This window comes from Collinsella aerofaciens ATCC 25986, assembly GCF_964259375.1.
Taxonomy (GTDB): Bacteria; Actinomycetota; Coriobacteriia; order Coriobacteriales; family Coriobacteriaceae; genus Collinsella; species Collinsella aerofaciens_BO.
The window spans coordinates 45,068-62,839 of sequence record NZ_CAXVJM010000016.1 but is presented as its reverse complement, the minus strand read 5'-3'; the positions used below and the strand labels follow the sequence as shown (position 1 = coordinate 62,839).

The following is a 17,772-nucleotide window of genomic DNA, read 5'->3' as shown; positions in this document are numbered from 1 at the left end:
GAAGTTGAGGACCAGGTCTTCGGCGTTCATGCTGCCCCCATCATCGCGGTCTATGGGGTCAACGATATGGCACCGTGAGGACACATGTATGTCAATCCTGGTCTAACAGAGCCTTATTTAATCCCCGTCCCAGAAAAATCATCCCGCGCGGGCATTTGGCTCACGCGGGATGATGGCGTCTTATTTGTCCTGCTCCAGCAGATCGGACGGCGTGCGGTCGGGCTTGCCACCGCGGAAGATCTCGCGACCGTGCAGGCGATGCTCCAGGTCACGTTCGGCCTTTTCCTCGTCAATCTTGGTCTGGCTCACCGACGGGTCCTCAATCAGCGACGACACCGAGTTCACCTGCTTTTGAATGCGCTCGGAAATCGTGTCGTCCATACTCACGATATGCATCTTCCAGTCGATGTTCGTGGCGGTCGAAGAGCTCTTGGTCCACACAAACGTCAAAATGGCGCTCTGATGACCCCTCGCGGGGAACATGCCAAAGAAGGAATCGTGCTGAATGTTGCTGTCCTCATCGATATAGGCGTGCACGTTGTACACCACGCGGTCAATCTTATCGTTGAGCAGCGCGTTGGTCGCAAGCGCCGCGGCCTGGATCTGCCCGTTGGACAGCAGCTCGAGCTCGTTGGCAGACGACGTGTCCAACACCGTCACCTCAACCGTGCCCGTACGTTCGTCCGCCTCGTCGACGCTAAAGTCGAGCGGGAACTGCGTAAAGCCGTTACCCCACTCAAGGCCGCCCTTCAGTGCCGTGGAAACGGTATCCACCGAAACACTCTCGGACAGGTTGGCAGTGTTCAGGCGGCGCATCACGCCGTAGCCAATCTGCATGCCCACGATCAGTACAAGGATGCCGATGACCACAGCCATAGCGGTCTTCGTAATGGTATGGCTCACCTGCGAGCCCGAAGGGTCGTCCTCGGACAGCGGGTCGATCTGTTTTGTCTGGCTTGCGCGATCTTCGCTGCGAAGCTGCGCCAGCGCCGCCTTGTCGCCGCGCTTGGCCGCTGCCTCTTTTTCGCGCATGCGCTCGGTGCGCTTTTTGGCAAGCGTCGGATCCAAAACGCCGGATGCGTCGATCTCGGAGAATAACTCCGTCACTTCTTCCGGAGTCAAAGGGTTCTTCTCAGCCATATACTTCCTGTCATATCAATCAGTCGAGCTCGTGCGCACGCGCACCTTCGAACTGCATTCGATAGTAACGGGCATAGGTGCCGCCACGGGCGAGAAGCTGCTCGTGCGTACCACGTTCCACAACGCGACCATGCTCGACGGTCGCAATCTCGTCAGCATGTTTAATGGTCGAGAGACGGTGAGCGATGATGATCGTGGTGCGACCGCGCGCCAGGCGCTCGAGCGACTCCTGCACCGCCTCCTCGCTCTCGTTATCCAAGGCGCTCGTCGCCTCGTCCAGGATCAGAATCTTGGGGTTCTTGAGAAACACGCGTGCAATGGCTACGCGCTGCTTCTGACCGCCCGAAAGACGGCTGCCGCGCTCGCCCACGACCGTGTCGTAGCCCTGCGGCAGGGACTCAATGAAGGCATCAATATTGGCGCGGCGGGCGGCCTCGGCGACCTCTTCTGCCGTGGCGCCTGGCTTGCCGTAGGCGATGTTCTCGCCAATCGTACCGTCAAACAAATAAACATCCTGTTGCACCAGGCCAATAGCACGGCGCAAACTCTGTTGCGTCACGTCGCGCACGTCCTGCCCGTCGATGCTGATGGATCCCTCAGCCACGTCATAAAAGCGCGGCAGCAGCGAACACGTTGTGGACTTGCCACCGCCCGAGGGGCCAACCAGGGCAATGGTCTGTCCGGGCTTGATGGACAGATCCATGTGGTCGATAACAGGGCGTCCGTCGGCGCCGCCCTCGCCCAACTCAACGTCCTCGTAGCTAAAGCACACATCGCGATATTCAACCGCGCCAGCCGTCACCTGCAGGTCCGCGGCATCCGGCTTGTCCTGGATATCCGGGGCGGTCGAAAGTACCTCGTCCATACGCTTAAAGCCGGCGATGGCTTTCTGATACGTCTCAGCCGAGTTCACAAGCGTCTCGAGCGGGGTGCAGAACAGCGAAATGTAGAGCGCAAAGGTCGCCATATCGACCGGCTGCAGTTGGCTTTGCGCCACCAGCCAACCACCCAGCAGCACCACGATCACGTACAGCACACCCGAGAGCAGGCCATACGTCGCAGTGTAGACGCCCATGGCGTGATACATATTCTCCTTGGACGAAAGATAGCGGTCATTAGAGACGCGGAACTTGGAGCGCTCAGCTTCCTCGTTCGCAAAACTCTTGACCACGCGCATACCGGCCAGCGAATCCTGCAGTTGAGCATTAATACCGCTGATCTTTTTGCGATTGTCGCTGAAGACCTCGCGCATGCGCATGTTCTGCCAAAACATAATGACCGCAAACACCGCCGTCACCACGACCATGGCAAGCGCCAGCACCGGAGCGATGGTAAAGAGGATCACAAACGAGCCGACAATCTCGATACCGCAGATGATTATCCACTCGGGTACGTGATGCGCTGCCTCACAGATATCAAATAGGTCGTTGACCACGCGGCTCATCATGTCACCCGAGCTGTTGCGATCGAAGTACGCAAAGCTAAAGCGCTCGTACTGATCGAACAGGTCCTCGCGCATCTTGGACTCCATGCGCGCGCCCATCACGTGGCCCCAATAGCTCACAAAGTAGCGGCAGGCGCAACGGATGGCATACATCAGTACCAAGCCGACCGCGATCATACCGAGCGCCTGCATAATAGCAGCCTGACCCTGGGTAAAGAGCCCGCCGGTCAGATTACGCAGGATAATGGGGAACGCCAGGTCAATGGCAGCAAGCACCAGGGCGCAAACAGTATCGGCAACAAAAAGCCCCATCTGGGGCTTGTAATAAGACAAAAACCTTCTAAACATGCAGTCCTCGGAGAGAAATAAATAGCGTGAGAAATCCGGTTGAACCGGTCGGGCTGAAAACAAAGCGTCCCAACAAACATAACGCCGATGTTCTGGCAGCGTCAGCGAAAACGTCCCTAAGCGAGCAAGGTGCCTTGAAAGAGGAGCGACGCGTACTTCGGTACGCGAGCGACGATTGAAAGGCAGATTGCCGCTTAGGGGCGTTTACAGCGTCGACTCGTTACGCGGTTTGGTAAAACCGCGTAACCTAGAGCTCGGCTCCGCCCAAGCGATGCGCGATGCTATCGCAGGCCAAGGCGCCCACGACGGTCTTGGCATCTTCGATCTTGCCGTCGAGCACGGCGTCGATCAGCTCGTGCAGCGGCACCAGATCCACGTTGACAAACTCGTCATCATCGGGGTTGGGCGCATCAAACTCGAGCTTGGTGGCCAGGTAGATGTGAATGATCTCGTCACAGAAGCCGCAGGACGTGACAATCGACGTCAAAAAGCGAATGCGACCGGCCCTAAAGCCCGTCTCCTCATGCAGCTCACGCTTGGCGCAATCGAGCGGGTCCTCGCCTGGATCGAGCTTGCCGGCGGGAATCTCGACCGTCACGCGGTCGATGGCGGTGCGGTACTGACGCACCAGTACGATCTTGCCGCTCTCGGTCAGTGCCACAACGGCCGCCGCACCCGGATGGCGAACGATATCGCGGGCGCTGCGGTGACCGTTGGGCAGTTCAACCTCAAGACGGTGGACGTCGAGGATCTTGCCCTTCCAGGCGCACTCCTCCGAAAGAATCTTCTCGTGCAGCTCGGCATCGTGCGGGTCGTCGTCGCCCAGCACCAGCGCCGGCTCGTCAGCGACCTCGCCACCAGGCTCGCCCTCGGCGTGCCCATACATGCGGCTGTCCTCTTCGACGATCTGCGCGTCCACGAGCTCTTCGTTCTTCTCGTCCATCCGTCTCATCCCTCTCGGACTTTAGGCATCCCAGGCGTCGCGGCCACGCAGCGCGCGCAGGCCAATGTCGTGACGCAGGGTCTTGCCCTCAAAATCAATCTTCTCGCAAGCCTCGTAGGCAAGGTTGCGGGCGTTCTCAAATGTGTCGCCCAGCGCGGTCACGGCAAGCACACGACCGCCGTTGGTCACGAGCTGACCGTCCACCACGGCGGTGCCGGCATGGTACACGGTCACGTTCTCCATGGACTCGGCGTCGGCGATGCCGGTGATGACTTTGCCCTTCTCGTAACTGCCGGGGTAGCCCGCGCTCGTCAGGACAACAGCCACGGCCCACTCGTCACGCCAATCGAGCTCAATCTGATCAAGCTCGCAGTCGGCGCAGGCGAGCATAACCTCGACCAGGTCGTTCTTGAGGCGCGGCAGCACGACCTGCGTCTCGGGGTCGCCAAAGCGGGCGTTGAACTCCAGCACCTTGGGGCCGGCGGGGGTGAGCATAAAGCCGCCATACAGGCAGCCGCGGTAGTCGATGCCCTCGGCAGCAAGCTCGGCCACGGTCTGTTCCATGACCTTCACCATCGTGGCGTGCTCTTCGTCGGTCACGATGGGTACCGGGCTGTAGACGCCCATGCCACCGGTGTTGGGGCCCTTGTCGCCCTCGAGCGCACGCTTGTGGTCCTGCGAAGTGGCCATGGGGCGCACGGTCTTGCCGTCGGTAAAGGCCAGCAGCGAGCACTCGGGGCCGGTCAGCATCTCCTCGATGACCACGGTATTACCGGCATCACCAAAGGTGCCACCAAAACACTCACGCACGGCCTCTTCGGCCTGCGCAAGCTCAGTCGCCACGATAACGCCCTTGCCTGCGGCCAGGCCGTCTGCCTTCACGACCAGCGGGGCGCCCTGCTCGCGCACGTAGTCAAGAGCCGAAGCCTCGTCGGTAAACGAGCCATAGGCTGCCGTCGGAATGCCGGCACGCTCCATGAGTTGCTTGGAGAATAGCTTGGAGCCCTCCATCTGAGCGCCCTCGGCACCCGGGCCAAAGCAGGGAATGCCCGCCGCGCGCACGGCATCGGCTACGCCCGCCACGAGCGGAGCCTCGGGGCCAATCACCACGAGTCCGCATCCGTGGCTCTGGGCAAACGCCGCCACGGCCGCAGGATCGCAATCGTCGAGAACCACGTTCTCGCCGCAGCTCGCGGTGCCGCCGTTACCCGGCGCAATGTAGAGCTTGCCGGCGCGCGGTGATGCTGCGAGCTTAGCTGCCAAAGCGTGCTCGCGGCCGCCGCTGCCCAACAACAGGATGTCGATGGTTTGAGTGTCCGCCTTCAAGGGTGCCTCCTCTATGGATGAACGGCCCGCCAACCATGCGGACCCATTACAAAGCAAATATACCCCTCGGCCGCCCGCTTGGGCTGCAAAGGGGTATATCGCAATAACCGAATAGTGCCGATTACTTCCAGAATCGGTTGATGATCTGCTCGCGATCGGCGCCGACGCCAATGAACGTCACGCGGGTGTGTGCCAGATCCTCGATAAACGCCACGTAGTCCTGAGCCTCCTGCGGCAGCTCGTCAAAGCTGCGGCAACCGGTGATATCGCACTTCCAGCCCGGGAGCTCCTCGTAGATGGGCTTGGCATGCTCAAAGCGCACCTGGTGCTCAGGCACGCTCGTGTAACGCTCGCTATCGACGTCGTAGGCAACGCACACCTTGATGGTGTCGAAGGCCGAAAGCACGTCGAGCTTGGTCAGGGCGATATCGGTGAGGCCGTTGACGCGTGAGGCATAGTTGGCAATAGGGCCGTCGAACCAGCCACAACGACGACGGCGACCGGTGGTCACGCCGTACTCATAGCCTTCCTCGGTCAGCGTGTGGCCGGCCTCGGACTCATAGGAAAGCTCGGTGGGCATGGGGCCCGAACCGACGCGGGTGATATAGGCCTTCATGACGCCCAACACGCGGTCGACATTCTTCATACCGACGCCGGAGCCGGTGATGGCGCCGCCAGCGGTGCAGTTAGAAGACGTCACGTACGGATAGGTGCCGTGGTCGATGTCGAGCAGCGTCGCCTGGGCGCCCTCGAACAGCAGGTCCTTGCCCTCGTCGATCATGTTGTTGAGTAGCAGGCTCGTCTCGGTAATGTAGGGGCGCAGGCGCTCGGCCATGGGCAGGTACTCGTCGCAGATCTGGTCCACGGTGTAGGTGGGCAGGTGATAGATGAGCTCGAGCTCGGGATTCACGCGGGCAAGAGCGGTCTCCAGCTTGTCGCGGAACAGCGCCTCGTCCAGCATGTCCTGCATGCGCAGGCCGATGCGTGCCATCTTGTCCTGGTAGCACGGACCGATGCCGCGCTTGGTGGTACCGATGTTCTTCTTGCCGAGCTTCTGCTCAAAAGCACCATCCAGATCGATGTGGTACGGCATGATGATGTGCGCGTTGCCACTGATCTTGAGGTTCTTGGTGGTGATGCCGTCGGCCTCGAACATGTCAATCTCCTCAAGGACAACCTTGGGGTTGACGACGCAGCCGTTACCGATCACCGACATATGGTCGGAATACATGATGCCGGAGGGCACCTGGTGCAGGCCGTACTTCTTGCCGTTGACGACGATGGTGTGGCCGGCGTTGTTACCGCCCGAATAGCGCACGACGGCATCGAAGTCGCCGGCGACCAGGTCGCAGATCTTACCCTTGCCCTCATCGCCCCACTGGGCACCGACCAAAACGGTTGACGGCATGTTTACTCCTTACATTCATGGACTGTCTACGCGCCACGCCGGCACGCAGAAGCACAAAACATTCCCAGTATACCCGTGCAACGGGCGCCTGTCCTACTCCTCGGTATGCGCCCCATCAAGCTCATAGAACTTGGTGGATGCCGGCAGGAACATCAGGTCGACGTCACCGATCGGGCCCGAACGGTTCTTGGCCACGACGATACGCGTAACGCCCTCGTCGGGTCGATCGTCACGCGAGGCCTCAGCCTCATCGGCGGAGCGGTCCAAGAACATAACGATGTCGGCGTCCTGCTCGATGGAGCCCGATTCACGCAGGTCGGACAGCTGCGGGCGCTTGCCGGTACGGGACTCGACCTGACGCGACAGCTGCGACAGCGCGATCAAAGGAATCTTGAGCTCCTTGGCCATGATCTTTAAACCACGCGACATCTCGGAGACCTCGACGGTACGGCTCTCGGAGCGACGCCCCGGCGGAGGACTCACCAGCTGCAGGTAGTCCAGGATAATGATGGCCTTCTCCTTGTTATGGAGCATGCGGCGGCTCTTGGCGCGAATCTCGGTCACCGTGGTGCCGGGCGTATCGTCAATCAGGATGTCGAGCTTAGACAAGGTCTGCGTGGCCTCGTTGATATTTGCCCACTGCTCGGGGCTAATGCGGCCCGTACGGAAGTCGCTGATCGAGATCATGGCGTAGGCGCAAATCAGGCGCTGGGCAATTTCCTTGCCCGACATCTCTAGCGAAAAGAAGCCGACGGTATAGCCCGCAGCGGCGGCATTCAGCGCCAGGTTCAGAGCGAACGACGTCTTACCCACAGCAGGACGGGCGCCGATGATGATGAGCTGGCCCTCGCGGAAACCCATAAGCATACGGTCGAGCGACGGGAAGCCGGTGGGCACGCCCGCGGCCTGTCCGCCGGCCTTACACACTTCCTCGGCCTCGTTATAGGCCTCGACCATAAACTCGGTCAGTGTCTTATAGCTCGACTTGACCTCGCGCGCCGTGACCTTGAGCAGCTTGCTCTCGGCCAGCTCCACGACCTCTTTGGTGTCGGTAGGGGCGTTATAGGCCAGCGCGTTGATCTCGTTGGTGGCACCGATCAGCTCGCGCAGCATCGAGTCGCGGCGAACGATGGCGGCATGGTGCTGCCAGTTCACGAGCGACAGGGTCTGACCCATCAGCTCCAAAATGTAGGCCTCGCCGCCCACGGCATCAAGCTTGTTGATGCTGCGCAGGTAATCGATCAGCGAGATAGAGTCGATGGGAATGCGGCTGTTGTACATATCGACCATCGCGGTGTAGATGGTCTTATGAATGGGCCGGTAGAAGTCATCGGGCTGCAGCTCGACCTGGGCCTCCTCGACCACCTCGGGCGACAGCAGCATGGCGGCCAGTACATTGGCCTCTGCATCTTGGTTTTGAGGGAGACCCAACTTGGAGCCGCGGTCCTCGACCGTCAGCCCCGTCTCCCTTTCGTCATATGCCATGAGCATCCTCATTCATATCGCTTGCGAGCATCCATAGTATCAGCCACGGTCCCAAAACGGGTCGCGCCCCGGCAATCATCACCGAACGAAACGGATGAACGGTCCCGTATATAGAACTTCGACGCAACGTTCACCATGACACTCACTCAGCGCAAAAAACAAAAGGGCGCCCTGGTCTCCCAGAGCGCCCTTCTTAGAACAAGATTGTTGCGTTGCAGCAAATGCTACTCGGCAGCAGCCTCAGTCTCGACCTCGGCGGTCTCGGCCTCGGCGACCTCAGCGGTCTCCTCAGCCTCAGCCTCGGCAGCGAGCTCCTCGGCGGTAACGCCAACGAGAACGACAACCTCGGCCTTGATCTCGCGGTACAGCGAGATGGCAACGGTGTGGGCACCGGCAACCTTGATGGGCTTACCGAGCTCGACGCGCTTGCGGTCGATGTCCATACCGAGCTGAGCCTTGATGGCGTCAGCGATCATAGCGGCGGTAACGGAGCCAAAGAGGATGCCCTCGTCGCCGACCTTGACGTCAACGGTGACCGTCTTGCCCTCGAAGGCAGCCTTGGTCTCGTTGGCGGTAGCCAGACGGACGGCCTCGCGCTTGGCGATGTTGTTGCGACGCTCGTCAAGCTGCTTGAGGTTGCCCTTGGTGGCGGCAACAGCGAGCTTCTTGGGGAACAGGAAGTTCTCAGCGTAACCCTGAGCGACCTCTACGACGTCACCCTCGCCGCCCTTGCCCTTGATCTCATCGAGAAGAATAACCTTCATGATGCGTCTCCCTTCTTAGCCGCGGTCGCGGTTGCCACGAGAGGAAACCACGGGGACGGTGTACGGCAGGAGAGCCATCTCGCGGGCGCGCTTGATGGCGTTGGCGATGTCATGCTGATGCTGCGTGCAAGCGCCAGTGACGCGACGGGGCTTGATCTTGCCACGGTCGGTCATGTACTTACGGAGAAGCTGAGTGTCCTTATAGTCGATGAACTCAGTGTTCTCCTTGCAGAACTGGCAGTACTTACGACGCGGCTGACGTGCAGAAAAATCATTAGCCATGTCAAAATACCTTTCGTTTGGCAACTTCGGCGAACCGAAGCCGCCTCTCACTCAAAAATAGGTGAACAGCCCTTAAAACGGGATGTCCTCATCGTAGACGTCGACCGCGGGCGGCGTAGCCACCGGTGCGGCAGGACGTGCTGCGGGCGCGGGAGCTGCGGGGGCGTAACCGCCCTGATCGTAACCACCCTGGCCACCGCGGGAGCTCATAAACTCGATCTCATCGACGATGACCTCAAGCTTGCTCCGGCGCTGGCCGTCGCGCTCCCAAGAGCTGTAGCGCAGCTTGCCCTCGATCGCGACCTTGTTTCCCTTTGCCAGGAAACGGCTCACGGCCTCGGCGCGCGTGCCGAACATAGTGCAGTCGACAAAGTTGGGATAGTCCTCCCACTCGCCAGTCTGCGGGTTGCGGCGACGATCGTTCACGGCGACGCCAAAGGACAGAACCTGGGTTCCGCCGGCGGTGGCGCGCAGCTCGGGATCACGCGTGAGGTTACCGGTGATGTTCACTCGATTGATGCTCATAACTCACTACTTCCTCTTGGGGCACAAGCCCAGTCCAAAACGACAGTCTTACTCCTGGTCGTCGCGACGGACGATCATGTGGCGGACCACAGCGTCGGTGATGCGCAGGACGCGATCAAGCTCGGCGATCTGGGTAGGATCTGCGTGGAAGTTGATGAGGGTGTAGTCACCATCGGTGAGGTCGTTGATCTCGTAGGCGAGCTTGCGCTTGCCCCACTCGTCAACGGAGTCGACCTTGCCAGCGCCCTCAGCGATCGTGGTATCGATACGCTTCATAACAGCGAGACGAGTCTCGGGGTCGAGCGACGGGTCAACAAAGAACAGCAGTTCATAAGCCTTCATATTGTCACCTCCTCTGGGCAAATGTGGCTTCAGGTCGTGAAGGTGCGCCTGAAGCAGGAAAAGACTTGGTAATAATATCTTTCAACCTCCCAGGCCGCAAGAATATGCAGCTACAACCTCATGACCTCCACATATGTCCATACTTACACGGCACTTCATGCGTCTTCCAACCAAATGCTGACCAAATGCTTGACGGGTCTGTGGACAAGATACGGCGCTGCGGAGACAAACCAAATCAAACCGCAGGTCAGCAATTGCAAGGCTATGGTCGCGAAATGCATACCAGTGGCTCACAACACCGTTCAAATATTTTTAAAATTGTTGCCACGTCGTCTATAAATACCTATTTTGAACAATTTGCCGCATGCAGCCATGCTGGTCAGAGCCCGTTTTTGGCCTCCTAGATCCCGTCACGAAGCCACGCGTTTCAAAAAATGCCAACTTTTCTGTTTGCACTTTGCGATTCCTCGTGTATACTGACTTTCGCATTTAACGGAGAGTTGTCCGAGTGGCCGAAGGAGCACGATTGGAAATCGTGTAGGCGTCAAAAGCGTCTCCAGGGTTCAAATCCCTGACTCTCCGCCAGTTAATTCCAAAGCAGGCCTTCGAGCCTGCTTTGTTTTTACCCCACGCGGAGGGGTGGCAGAGTGGTTGAATGCGGCGGTCTCGAAAACCGTTTGGCCTGTATAAGGTCACGAGGGTTCGAATCCCTCCTCCTCCGCCATTTTGGTTGAGAAAGCTCCCGGGAATGGGAGCTTTTTTGTTATCGGATCCCCTCTCGCCCGCACATCCCAACCAAACATGTACATCACCCTCCAAAAACGACATTTTTCGACATCTTTGGAGGCTGATGTACATGTTTGCATATCGCACTCGGCGCACGATCGGCCGTTTTGCCGGCATTCGGTATATTTCCTCACTTCAACGGACATAAGGACTGCATATCGGCATAAAGCGAGAGGTCCCTAATGGATACTCCTGTTCTCATTACGCATAAAACCGCATGGCTCGTCCATCATGCGCCACAAGACCTGGTTCAAGCGGTCGCGCAACACGACTACCAGATAGGCGCAAGAGGCCTCTCCACCCAGCAACGCACCGCGCGCATCCGACAGGCTCTTACCGACTGCGGTATTCCCACTAGCATGCTTGAGACCATCGATATCTCCGTTGTATTTGCCTTCGAGCGAATCCGCGCCAACGGTGTAAATTGCCACGTTCTTGGCCAAAATCTACCCTACGACCATATTGACGAGCTGACCCCCGGTATTTTTATCACCGACGAAGCCCTTACCTTCGTATTCGCTGCCGAGTGGATGGACAGAATCGAACACCTCGAATACGGCTACGAAGTTTGCGGTGATTATCGCATGGGGCTTAATCCCGATGACCCTTATACCGAGCAGCCAGCCACCACTTCCAAGGACGAAATTGTCGAACTGCTCGATCGGCACCCCGGCAAACCCGGTGCCACACGCGCCAGACTCGCGCTCAGACATATCTACGACCACTCAGCCTCACCCATGGAAACCGCATCCGCTATCGCCCTTTCACTCCCGACGAGCGAAGGCGGCGTTGGCATCCGAGGTGTCGAACTCAACAAGCCACTCGAAATCCCTAAACGACTTTGGCATTGCACCAAAGCTCGAACGCTTAAAATCGATGCCCTCATTACCTATAAGCGAAGAGAGCTCAGCATCGAATATAAGGGCGGCTTTCACGACGAGGTCGAACGCAAGGGAGCAGATGCGGAGCGAGAGGCCGTGCTCGCCCAAATGGGCTATCGCATCGTCACGCTCACCTCGACGCAATTTGCAAGCCAACTCGCTTTCCACCGCGCCATGAACAATATCCGCGAAGCGCTCGGCATGCCTCGTTGCGTAGATGCCGAGCATCAGCGAAGGCAAAACGAACTGCGCAAGGTACTTATCCGCAACTGGAAGAGCGATCAAGCCGAAGAGTCGCCTTCTGAGTAACGACGGCCCCACTCGCCCCGTGCTCCCCCAAACGTGTACACCACCCTCCAAAAACGACATTTTTCGACATCTTTGGAGGCTGATGTACATGTTTGGAACCTATGACCGCACCCAGTCCCGACCGTTTGCCGAGCAGTAGGGTCGCAATCGGCGCCGAACATGTACTATGTACGGGCATTGTCTAAACCCGTAACTCAAAGGAACCCATCTTGCCCGTCGCCGCCGCTATAACCGTTACCTCACATGCCTCGGATGCCATGGTCGCTATCCCCTTTTGGCTCGAGATGTTCGCCGTTGTCGCGGCATCGATCTCGGGCGTGCTGGTCGCGCGCGAGCACAAGCTCGACCTGGTGGGCGCGGTCGCACTCGCCGTGGTCTGTGGCCTGGGCGGCGGTCTTTTACGCGACATGACGCTGCAGGTGGGCAACGTCTACATCCTCAATCAGCCGATGGCACTCCCGCTTTCCATTGCCACGGCGGCCATCATCTACATCTTCCCGGCAATCGTCGATAAACCCGAGAAACTCATCCCATTGCTCGACATCATCTCGGTCGGCATCTACGCCGCCACCGGAGCGGACAAAGCACTGGTTTATGGCTTTGCGCCGGCCGTATGCATCATGATGGGCTTTTTCACCGCGGTGGGTGGCGGCATGTTGCGCGACGGCTTTATGGGCGTGGTTCCGGGCATTTTCCAACGTACTAACTTTTATGCCATCGCCGCCATCGCCGGATCGACAAGCTATGTGTGTCTCGTTATGAGCGGCATCATGAGCAATGTCGCCGCGCTGGTCGTATGCGTCGCGGTGACCATGGGTCTGCGCTGGCTCTCGCTGCGCTTTGATATCAAAAGCCCCACCGAGGAAGACATCGCACGTTTTTTGCATCGCAAAAAGTAGGTGGCGCGGGCTCGTCCCCGAAATGCAACTGAGAGGTTCTTTTAGAGCGCCCGCGCGTTGGGTACCCTGTTAGATACATGTCGAGTATCTAACGAAGGATTCACTATGCCTTGCAACCTAGCACCGTCGTCCCGACGCCGTAAAACGCGTGGCCGCATCGCCCTCCTATTCGCACTGATTGCACTTGCGCTGACCGCGCTTCCCACGACGTCGTTCGCCGGCACAGACACCGCGGGCAACGTGCTCGCAACCGAAGTTGACTCAAATCCGTCTGGCGTCGAAGGCGACCTGTACTGGGCCGGCCAAAGCCTTAACCTAGACGACGCTTCCATCGGCCGCGATATTATCGCGGCAGGCGAGAGATTGTCGATTCGCGACTGCACTGTGGGCGGCGCCGTTCGCCTGGCGGCGCGCACCATCGATATCTCCAAAACCGCAATCGATGGCAGCGTGACGGTAGCCGGTCAGCATGTCGTGCTCAACACTGGTGGCACCGCCAACTGTTTTTACGCGATGGGTGAGACAGTTGCCCTACGAGGCTCCGCCAAGTCGGCAGCACTTGCAGGCGATACGGTGACCATCGACGGCACCGTCGAGGGCGATGTCGAGGTTTGGGCCGACAAGCTCGTCTTGGGCAAGAATGCCCGCATTACCGGCACCGTGAACGCGCATGTTTCCGAGGACCCCGAGCGCGCCGCAGGAGCCGAGGTCGGCGCGCTCAAGATCGACCGCACCGAGAACGAAGATACTTCCACCATTAACGATGTCATCGGCGGCATCGTCGCCGCGGCGCTCTCGACCTGCTTTGCCGCTCTGCTGCTCGAGCTCGTCTTTCCGCGAGCGACCGTCAGCGCCGCCGGAATGCTCCACCAGCACCCCACGCCCCTGTGGGTGAGCGGTCTTTTGGGTACGGTAGCCATTGTCCCTGCCGTATTGTTGCTGATTATCTCTATCGCCGGCCTGTCGCTTGCCGGAGCCCTCATGTGCGCCGTGATCGGCGTCGCGCTGGTCTCCACCGCCTTTGCGGGATGCGCGATCGCTCGCATGGTCGGACATAACCAGAACCGCTACGCCATGGCAGCCGTCGGCGGTGTGGCCGCAGGCGCTCTCACAGGACTTCCCCTCATCGGCGACTTCATCAGCGGCGTTGCCTTTGTCTTTATGCTCGGCTACGTTATCCAGATCATCTGGCGCAACGCCCACCTCAAGCCCCAACAAGCCTCCAACACGCCAGGACTCCCCACCGCCTAGCCGCAACCACCACAAAAGGGCCAGGCACCTTTGTGGTGGTGCAAAGCAACCTGGCCCCATTGCACCAAAAAGGGCGCCGACCATTGCGGTCGACGCCCTTTCTTATTGGCGGTTATAAGCCCCAGCGCTTATTTGTTGACCTGGCCGGCGCGGACGGCAGCCTTCTTGCGGTCGGTGGCGTTGAGCAGACGCTTGCGCAGGCGGATGTTCTTGGGAGTAATCTCGACCAGCTCGTCGTCGGCGATGTACTCCAGCGCCTCCTCGAGCGAGAAGGTGCGGGGCGGCACCAGCTGGACGGAGATATCGGAGGTCGAGGAACGCTGGTTGCCCAGGTTCTTGGTACGGGCGATGTTGACGACCATGTCGCCGGCCTTGCTGCGCTCGCCCACGATCATGCCCTCGTAGCACTCGGTGCCCGGCTCAACAAACAGCTGGCCGCGCTCCTGCAGCGTACCCAGAGCGTAGGCAACGGCCTTCTCGGTGGTCATGGAGATCATGGCGCCGTTCTGGCGGTTGCCGATCTCGCCGGCGTAGGGGCCGTACTCCAGGAAGGTGTGGTAGAACACGCCCTCGCCGTGGGTGACGTTCATAATGCGGTTCTTAAGACCCATGATGCCACGCGTCGGGATCTTAAACTCGAGGTGCGTCACGATGCCCGAGGTGTCCATGCTCGTCATGATGCCGCCAGAGGTGCCGAAGACCTCAACGACCTTGCCCGAGTACTCGTCCGGGCACTCGACGACGGCCTGCTCGACAGGCTCCAGCTTGTTACCGTTCTCGTCCTTCTTAAACAGAACGCGGGGACGACCGACCTGGAACTCGAAGCCCTCGCGGCGCATGGACTCCATCAGGACGGACAGGTGCAGAATGCCGCGGCCAGAGACCTCGACGCCGCTCTTGTCCTCGAGCTCCTCGATCTTCATGGTCACGTTGTTCTCGGCCTCGTTGAACAGGCGCTCCTTGAGCTGACGGGCGCCCACGATGTCGCCATCGCGACCGACGAGCGGGGAGGTCGAAGCCTCAAAGACGATGGACAGGGTCGGCGGATCGATCTCGATGGGCTCGAGCTCGACGGGGTTCTCGGGGTCGGTGTAGACATCGCCGATATCGGTGCGGTCAATGCCCACGACAGCGGCGATATCGCCGGCGCCGACTTCCTGGCACTCGGTGCGGCCCAGGTAGTCGAAGGTAAAGAGCTGCTTGACGGTAGCGGTGGCGCTGGAGCCGTCGTTCTTCACAACCAGGATCTGATCGCCCTGGTGAATGGTGCCGGAGTACACGCGACCGATACCGATGCGGCCAACGAAGTTGGAGTGGTCGATGGTCACGCACTGCATGGCCAGCGGGGCGTTCTCGTCAACCTCGGGCGCGGGCATGTCGTCGATGATCATATCGAGCAGCGGATACATGTCCATGTTGCCGTCGTTGGGGTCAAGGCGGGCAAAGCCGTTCATGGCGCTGGCGTAGACCACGTGCTCCATGGCGAACTCAAGCTGGTCGTCGGTAGCGCCCAGGTCGGCCATAAGGTCCAGGCAGTCGTTGTAGGCCTTCTCGGGGTTGGCGCCCGGACGGTCGATCTTGTTGATGACGATCATGATCTTGAGGCCGGTGTCGATAGCGTGACGCAGCACGAAGCGGGTCTGGGGCATGGGGCCCTCAAAGGCGTCGACCAGCAGCAGGGCGCCGTCGGCCATACGCAGCACGCGCTCGACCTCGCCGCCAAAGTCGGCGTGGCCCGGGGTGTCGATGACGTTGATCTTGACGTCCTTGTACTCGATAGAGATGTTCTTGGCGAGAATCGTGATGCCGCGCTCGCGCTCCTGGTCGTTAGAGTCCAGGACGCGGTCCTCGACCTGCTGGTTGGCACGGAAGGCGTCCGTGGCACGCAGGAGCTTATCGACCATCGTCGTCTTGCCGTGGTCGACGTGGGCGATGATGGCGATGTTCCTCAGATTGTCTACGCGCATGTAGTTCCCCTATCTTCTATCCATATACAAACGGCACGCGTATGCGGCCCGCCCAGCGATGTAACGCTCAGCGGGAATATTGAGCCTTTTACCGAAAACTCGTTTATTTTAGCGATTTTAGATGAGAGGGGTTTCCTCACCTGCAGGTTCAGGGTCGCTCCACATAAAACCATCGCCGGCACCCATGCCCTCATACAGCACGTACGCCGAAAAGCCGCTCTCGAGCGTCGTCTCAAAGAAGCTCACGAGCAGAGCGTCATGGTAGCCGCCGTCAATCTCGACGCAGCCGGTATAGCCGATGGCATAGCGGGCGATACGGCCCAGGCCCTCGTCCTTAAGACCCATCTTGTGCTCGGAGATAAAGTTAGTGGCGGCCTCGAGGCACGCCTCTTCGCCGTCCTCGTCGAGTGCCGCCAGATAGCGGTTGGAAGCAGCGTCCTCGATCGCCACAACTACGCCCGGATTCTCGCCGGCGGCAAGGTCGTCCAAGAACGCACCAATCAGGTCACACACCATGGCGTCGAGCTCGGCGGAGACGTTACCGGCGTCCTGCATATCCTGTGCCATCTCTAGACCTTCCCATCGAATCCGGCGTCGTTACAGTTCTTGTGCCTCGGCAGCGATCTTGGCGGCAGCGTCGCGGGCGCGCGTCATATCCATCGCGCGCTTGTCGAGTACCTTGATCTGGTTGGTCAGCATTACCGCATCGACCACACCCCAGATTACCAAGCCTGTTGAAATCGAAAACCCAAGCGCACCAACTGTACCACGAAGACGAGAACAGATTACCGCGACAAGGGCGGAGATGATAACCATCTTGATATAGGAGCCGCGGCGTTCGCGAAGCGTGCGGGCCTGCGTCACATAGGCGATGCGAGCCGCCTCGGATGCCTCCGAGCGCATCTGGGCTTCACGCGCGATGGCGGCCGCTTCAGCTGATACGCGGGTACCCATCAGCGACCTCTCCGCTCGCGTGCCAGACATTTAGAAATCATCGGGGGAGAGCGTATGGACGAACTCGTCGAACTTCTCGAACTCCTGCTCGTCGTCAACTTCCCCGGCATGGGCAGAAACGGTACCCAGACGATTCATGATGTCGTCCTCCACGAACATGGGGGCATTACTGCGCACGGCAAGGGCAATGGCGTCACTGGGGCGGGCGTCAATCTTGCGCTCGTCACCATCGACCAGCACGACAATCGTCGCATAGAACACCGGCGGCTCGGCACGAACGATCTCGATGCGCTCGAGCTTGGCGCCCAGGGCGTCGACGGTGTCAAGCAGCAGGTCATGCGTTATCGGGCGCTCGGCGCGACCGCTATCGATGCCACGGCTAATGGCCGCGGCCTCAAACGAGCCGGTCTGAATGGAAAGCGAACGCAGGGGCGCCGGCGAATCCGACTTGCCGCAGCGCTCGCGAAGCACGATAAGCGATGGCACGGGACCGGCGGCCATGACGATGGTCTCTATGTCGACACGAACCATGGAACACCTCCGGTACGTAGCGGTTAACACACGGCAGGGTCGCCGCATTGAATAGCTATACTACCCAATCTTTCGCCCAGCACACAAAATCAAAGCAGTTAATTTGGGACGGGGCTATTTTGACTACTTCTGTTAGATAAGAAAAAAGCCCCGAGGCAATGCCCCAGGGCTCTTAACGTTTTGATGG

At 59.5% G+C, this 17,772-nt stretch carries 17 protein-coding genes and 2 tRNA genes; 5 read left to right on the top strand and 14 right to left on the bottom strand.

Features of this window, described 5'->3' with window-relative positions; genetic code table 11:
- Positions 1–180: 180 nt before the first annotated feature.
- The 10 genes from ACEXKH_RS07940 to rpsF all read right to left on the bottom strand — a co-directional run bounded on the left by ACEXKH_RS07940 (position 181) and on the right by rpsF (position 10,007).
- Complete coding sequence (locus ACEXKH_RS07940; RefSeq protein WP_195362309.1) at positions 181–1,140, bottom strand: hypothetical protein; 960 nt, start codon at positions 1,138–1,140, stop codon at positions 181–183.
- A gap of 19 nt (positions 1,141–1,159) precedes the next feature.
- Positions 1,160–2,932 carry an ABC transporter ATP-binding protein gene (locus ACEXKH_RS07935; RefSeq protein WP_373573705.1) on the bottom strand — a complete coding sequence of 591 codons (1,773 nt, stop codon included), beginning with the start codon at positions 2,930–2,932 and terminating at the stop codon, positions 1,160–1,162.
- Positions 2,933–3,179: 247 nt separating this feature from the next.
- Positions 3,180–3,875 (bottom strand): NUDIX domain-containing protein, encoded by a 696-nt coding sequence (locus ACEXKH_RS07930; RefSeq protein WP_195232596.1) that lies wholly within the window; start codon positions 3,873–3,875, stop codon positions 3,180–3,182.
- 21 nt (positions 3,876–3,896) lie between these two features.
- Positions 3,897–5,201 (bottom strand): phosphoribosylamine--glycine ligase, encoded by a 1,305-nt coding sequence (gene purD, locus ACEXKH_RS07925; protein WP_373573704.1) that lies wholly within the window; start codon positions 5,199–5,201, stop codon positions 3,897–3,899.
- A gap of 121 nt (positions 5,202–5,322) precedes the next feature.
- The gene (locus ACEXKH_RS07920) at positions 5,323–6,609 is read right to left on the bottom strand and encodes an adenylosuccinate synthase (protein ID WP_373573703.1); all 1,287 of its coding nucleotides are present in this window, start codon (positions 6,607–6,609) and stop codon (positions 5,323–5,325) included.
- A gap of 93 nt (positions 6,610–6,702) precedes the next feature.
- Positions 6,703–8,100 (bottom strand): replicative DNA helicase, encoded by a 1,398-nt coding sequence (gene dnaB, locus ACEXKH_RS07915; RefSeq protein ID WP_195362310.1) that lies wholly within the window; start codon positions 8,098–8,100, stop codon positions 6,703–6,705.
- Between the two features lie 218 nt (positions 8,101–8,318).
- Positions 8,319–8,858: a 50S ribosomal protein L9 gene (gene rplI / locus ACEXKH_RS07910; RefSeq protein WP_215673713.1), complete on the bottom strand. Its 540-nt coding sequence runs from the start codon at positions 8,856–8,858 to the stop codon at positions 8,319–8,321.
- 15 nt (positions 8,859–8,873) lie between these two features.
- Complete coding sequence (gene rpsR, locus ACEXKH_RS07905) at positions 8,874–9,140, bottom strand: 30S ribosomal protein S18 (RefSeq protein ID WP_006235829.1); 267 nt, start codon at positions 9,138–9,140, stop codon at positions 8,874–8,876.
- A gap of 72 nt (positions 9,141–9,212) precedes the next feature.
- Positions 9,213–9,665 (bottom strand): single-stranded DNA-binding protein, encoded by a 453-nt coding sequence (locus ACEXKH_RS07900; protein WP_055310294.1) that lies wholly within the window; start codon positions 9,663–9,665, stop codon positions 9,213–9,215.
- Positions 9,666–9,713: 48 nt separating this feature from the next.
- Positions 9,714–10,007, bottom strand: a complete 294-nt coding sequence (gene rpsF / locus ACEXKH_RS07895) for a 30S ribosomal protein S6 (protein ID WP_006235831.1) — start codon at positions 10,005–10,007, stop codon at positions 9,714–9,716.
- Positions 10,008–10,501: 494 nt separating this feature from the next.
- Between rpsF and ACEXKH_RS07890 the strand changes: the two genes are divergently transcribed.
- The 5 genes from ACEXKH_RS07890 to ACEXKH_RS07870 all read left to right on the top strand — a co-directional run bounded on the left by ACEXKH_RS07890 (position 10,502) and on the right by ACEXKH_RS07870 (position 14,133).
- Positions 10,502–10,592: transfer RNA gene (locus ACEXKH_RS07890), tRNA-Ser, on the top strand.
- 48 nt (positions 10,593–10,640) lie between these two features.
- Positions 10,641–10,731: transfer RNA gene (locus ACEXKH_RS07885), tRNA-Ser, on the top strand.
- 244 nt (positions 10,732–10,975) lie between these two features.
- On the top strand, positions 10,976–11,983 hold the full coding sequence (locus ACEXKH_RS07880; RefSeq protein WP_373573702.1) for a hypothetical protein: 1,008 nt from the start codon (positions 10,976–10,978) through the stop codon (positions 11,981–11,983).
- Between the two features lie 209 nt (positions 11,984–12,192).
- On the top strand, positions 12,193–12,882 hold the full coding sequence (locus ACEXKH_RS07875) for a trimeric intracellular cation channel family protein (protein ID WP_346963410.1): 690 nt from the start codon (positions 12,193–12,195) through the stop codon (positions 12,880–12,882).
- A 105-nt stretch (positions 12,883–12,987) separates the two neighbouring features.
- On the top strand, positions 12,988–14,133 hold the full coding sequence (locus tag ACEXKH_RS07870; RefSeq protein WP_373573701.1) for a hypothetical protein: 1,146 nt from the start codon (positions 12,988–12,990) through the stop codon (positions 14,131–14,133).
- 128 nt (positions 14,134–14,261) lie between these two features.
- Here ACEXKH_RS07870 and typA read toward each other — a convergent pair whose 3' ends face one another.
- The 4 genes from typA to ACEXKH_RS07850 all read right to left on the bottom strand — a co-directional run bounded on the left by typA (position 14,262) and on the right by ACEXKH_RS07850 (position 17,585).
- The gene (typA, locus tag ACEXKH_RS07865; RefSeq protein ID WP_118226034.1) at positions 14,262–16,100 is read right to left on the bottom strand and encodes a translational GTPase TypA; all 1,839 of its coding nucleotides are present in this window, start codon (positions 16,098–16,100) and stop codon (positions 14,262–14,264) included.
- Between the two features lie 117 nt (positions 16,101–16,217).
- Entirely contained in the window at positions 16,218–16,667 is a 450-nt protein-coding gene (locus ACEXKH_RS07860; RefSeq protein WP_089572580.1) for a hypothetical protein, read from the bottom strand.
- Between the two features lie 30 nt (positions 16,668–16,697).
- Positions 16,698–17,054, bottom strand: a complete 357-nt coding sequence (locus ACEXKH_RS07855) for a hypothetical protein (RefSeq protein ID WP_349100054.1) — start codon at positions 17,052–17,054, stop codon at positions 16,698–16,700.
- A gap of 30 nt (positions 17,055–17,084) precedes the next feature.
- Positions 17,085–17,585 (bottom strand): bifunctional nuclease family protein, encoded by a 501-nt coding sequence (locus ACEXKH_RS07850; protein WP_373573700.1) that lies wholly within the window; start codon positions 17,583–17,585, stop codon positions 17,085–17,087.
- Between the last annotated feature and the right edge of the window lie 187 nt (positions 17,586–17,772).